General features: G+C 68.9%; 4 protein-coding genes. All 4 read right to left on the bottom strand.

What is annotated here, in order from left to right:
• Positions 1–431 (bottom strand): radical SAM protein (locus ACY0I8_RS17100; protein WP_461395713.1); only part of this gene is annotated, 431 nt, incomplete at its 3' end.
• An 8-nt stretch (positions 432–439) separates the two neighbouring features.
• Complete coding sequence (locus ACY0I8_RS17095; RefSeq protein ID WP_461395712.1) at positions 440–1,294, bottom strand: universal stress protein; 855 nt, start codon at positions 1,292–1,294, stop codon at positions 440–442.
• A gap of 25 nt (positions 1,295–1,319) precedes the next feature.
• Positions 1,320–2,390, bottom strand: coding sequence for an ACR3 family arsenite efflux transporter (gene arsB / locus ACY0I8_RS17090; protein WP_461395711.1), 1,071 nt, complete (start codon positions 2,388–2,390; stop codon positions 1,320–1,322).
• Positions 2,391–2,510: 120 nt separating this feature from the next.
• Complete coding sequence (locus ACY0I8_RS17085) at positions 2,511–2,975, bottom strand: arsenate reductase ArsC (RefSeq protein ID WP_461395710.1); 465 nt, start codon at positions 2,973–2,975, stop codon at positions 2,511–2,513.
• Positions 2,976–3,465: the final 490 nt, after the last annotated feature.

Raw genomic sequence — 3,465 nt, 5'->3', positions numbered from 1 at the left:
TCGCGGATGCGGGCGAAGGTGGCGGGGCTCACGGCGTCGAGCGAAAGGCAGATGCGCCCCAGGCCCGCCTCCACGAGCGACCGGGCCCGGGCCCCGTCGAGGAGGAGCCCGTTCGACTGGAACCCGATCCACCCCTCGGCCGGCATGGCCTCCCGGGCCCGCCGGATGAACCGTTCGAGGCCGGGGTGGAGCAGGGGCTCCCCGATCCCCGAGAGCACCAGGGCCTCGAGCCGGGGAAACGCCGGGGCCAGGGCCTCGAACACCTCGGGGGCGAGGTCGCCCTCGGCCACGGCGTTCTCCCGGGTCTGCTTCACGCACATGGCGCACCGCAGGTTGCACCGGGTGGTCGTCTCCACGAAGAGCTTCGTGGGGTGCGGCCGAAGGGCCGGGTGTTCGTCGGCGACCGGGGTCTCGGCGGGCAGGGTGTGCATGGGTCCGGTCACCTCACCAGGAGCACGGGGCAGCGGGCGTGGCGCACCGCCGCGTGGGCCGTGCTCCCCAGGAGGAGCTCTTTCCAGGGAGTCCACCCCCGGCTTCCCAGGACGAGGAGCGTCGCCTCCTCCGAGGCGGCCACGATCCGCTCCCGGGGGTCCCCGGCCTCGATCCGGATCTCCACCTCCCGGCACCCGGCGTCCCGAAGGGTCTTGGCGATCCCCTCGAGCCGGCCCCGATCGTCCTCGGCGAACGCCTCGGCCGGGGCGGCCCCCCCGTGCTCCGGAAGGCCGGGGGGGTTCACGTGGAGGAGCACGGCCGTCGCCACCCTCGGGCCCAGGTCCTGGACCACCCCCACGGCCTTGATGGTGTGGGACGAGAAATCCACCGGCACCACCACCCGGTCGAGCACGTGCTGGAACCGGAGGCTGCAGTACCGGCCGCCGTCCTCGCCGAGGAGCGAAAGCCGCAGCACCAGCACCGGGCAGGGGGCGAACTCCACCACCTGGCCCGCCGTGGTGCCGAGCACCGTCTCGGCCAGGGCGCCGTGGCCGTGGGACGCGAGCACCACGAGATCGGCCTTCCCCTCCCGGGCGGCCTCCACGATGGCGTGCCAGGGGATGCCCCGGCCGACCCGCAGGTCCACCGTGTAGCCCTGCTCCCTGAGGAGCCCCGCCTGGGCCTCGAGCTCGGGCCGATCGGCTCGGGCCAGGCTCTCGTCGAGGCCCACGGTGTGCAGCGCGGTCTCGGCGTGGAACAGGGTCACCCGCTCCACCCCCAGGGTTTTGAGCTGCCCGGCGCACTCCAGCATCCGGGTCGAGGCGTCGGACAGATCGGTGGCTACGAGCGCGTGGGGGAACATGTTTCCGCCTCCTTTTCGGCCCGGGTCAGGCCCGCTGGGGCACCCCCTCGGGGGTGAAGTGCTTTTCCTTCAGCCGCAGGGCCACGTTCACCAGGCTGATCAGCACGGGCACCTCCACCAGGGGCCCGATCACCGCGGCAAACGCCTCGCCCGAGTCGATGCCGAACACGGCCACGGCCACGGCGATGGCGAGCTCGAAGTTGTTGGAGGCCGCGGTGAACGAAAGCGTCACGGTCTGGCCGTAGGGCGCGCCGACCTTCCGGCTCATCCAGAACGACACGAAGAACATCACGAAGAAGTAGATCGTCAAGGGGATGGCCACCCGCACCACGTGGAACGGGAGCTGCACGATGTACTCGCCCTTCAGGCTGAACATGACCAGGATCGTAAAGAGGAGCGCGATCAGGGTGATCGGGCTGATTTTCGGGATGAACCGGGTCTCGTACCACTCCCGGCCCTTGAGCTTGAGGCCCACTACCCGGCTCACGACGCCGCCGATGAACGGGATGCCCAGGTAGATGAACACGCTCTCGGCGATCTGGCCCATGGAGATGTCGACCACGATCGCCTCCCCGAGCCCGAGCTTGGGCGGGAGCCAGGTGATGAAGATGTACGCATACACCGAGTAGAAGAGCACCTGGAAGATCGAGTTGAACGCCACGAGCCCGGCGCAGTACTCCCGGTCGCCGCCGGCGAGGTCGTTCCACACGATCACCATGGCGATGCACCGGGCGAGCCCGATCAGGATGAGCCCCACCATGTACTCGTGGTACCCGTGGAGGAGGGTGACCGCGAGCACGAACATGAGCACCGGCCCCACGATCCAGTTCTGCACCAGCGACAGCGCGAGCACCTTGGTGTTCTTGAACACCTCGGGGAGCTCCTCGTAGCGCACCTTCGCCAGCGGCGGGTACATCATGAGGATGAGCCCGATGGCGATGGGGATGTTGGTGGTGCCCACCTGGAAGGCGTTGATCACGTTTCGCACGCCGGGGAAGAGGTACCCCCAGCCCACCCCCACCGCCATGGCGAGAAAGATCCAAAGCGTGAGGTACCGGTCGATGAACGAGAGCTTCTTCGCGACACCCTGCGGCATGACAAACCCTCCTCACAGAACAGGAACGGTGTGGAGTCTCCGGTCTACGGTCTGCGGTCGACGGTCTTGGGCCTTCGGCCCGCCGGGCGGCGGGCCTCCCCGTGATCCCGGGTCCGGGCGTTACCCCTCTTTCCCCGCCCCCTCACCGGGGCGCGCGGGGGTCTCCCGCAGGAACGCCTCGACCCGGGCACGGATCTCGTCGCGGACCCGGCGGAACACCGCCATCACCTCCTCCTCGGTCCCCGCGGCCTCGGCCGGGTCGTCGAAGGGCCAGTGCTGGCGGTCCTTCACCCGGCCGACGAACACGGGGCACGACTCCTTGGCCCCGCCGCACACGGTGACCACGAGGTCGAAGTCTTCCCCCAGGTACTTCTCCACCGGGTCACTCGTGTGGCCGGAGATGTCCACCCCGGCCTCGGCCATCACCCGCACCGCCCGGGGGTTCAGGCCCTGGGGCCGGGTGCCGGCCGAGAACACCTCGTAGCGGTCCCCCCCCAGGTGCCGGAGCCACCCCTCGGCCATCTGGCTCCGGCAGGAGTTCCCGGTGCACAAAAACAGCACGCGTTTCCTACGGACTTCGCTCATCGCTCTCCGGTCTCCGGTTTCGGGCCCTCGGCTGCCAGGGGCCGGGCCGCCTGGAGCCAAAAGATTTCTGGCTTCCTATTGCTCCAGCGGCTAAATCGGCACAGCCGGGGCATGGGGCCTGCTGGAGCGCCGGGCGTGGCCCCTACAGTCGCTGCATCCGGCACTCAGCCAACGACTGGGACTCTTCCGGCCAAGCGGACTGACGAAAACGCCTTGAGTTCTGAGTGGGTCCGTCCATCCGGCTGAGTGCCGGATGCAGCGTAAGCCGGATGCCGCACTCACGCACGGCCGGAAGCAGGCCCCATGCCCTGGCGACCACCTTGCGCGCCTCTAAAGGCGCCGGGTTGATAGCCTCCTAGACAAAATGACTGACACCTGAACGAAGGGACCCGCCTCCTCAGCTTGAATCCTCGTGGGTTATCCTGGCTGGGGGGCACAGGACAGAGCCACTCTCAAGCACAAAAGGAGGCGGGTCATGGCAAAGCATATC

The organism is Deferrisoma sp. (assembly GCF_054681715.1).
This window is presented reverse-complemented; position numbering and strand designations above follow the sequence as displayed.

What these genes read in the sequence shown, in the direction of transcription:
- ACY0I8_RS17095 (WP_461395712.1), bottom strand. Translation starts at nt 1,294, where the DNA reads ATGTTCCCCCACGCGCTCGTAGCCACCGATCTGTCCGACGCCTCGACC.
- arsB (WP_461395711.1), bottom strand. Translation starts at nt 2,390, where the DNA reads ATGCCGCAGGGTGTCGCGAAGAAGCTCTCGTTCATCGACCGGTACCTC.
- ACY0I8_RS17085 (WP_461395710.1), bottom strand. Translation starts at nt 2,975, where the DNA reads ATGAGCGAAGTCCGTAGGAAACGCGTGCTGTTTTTGTGCACCGGGAAC.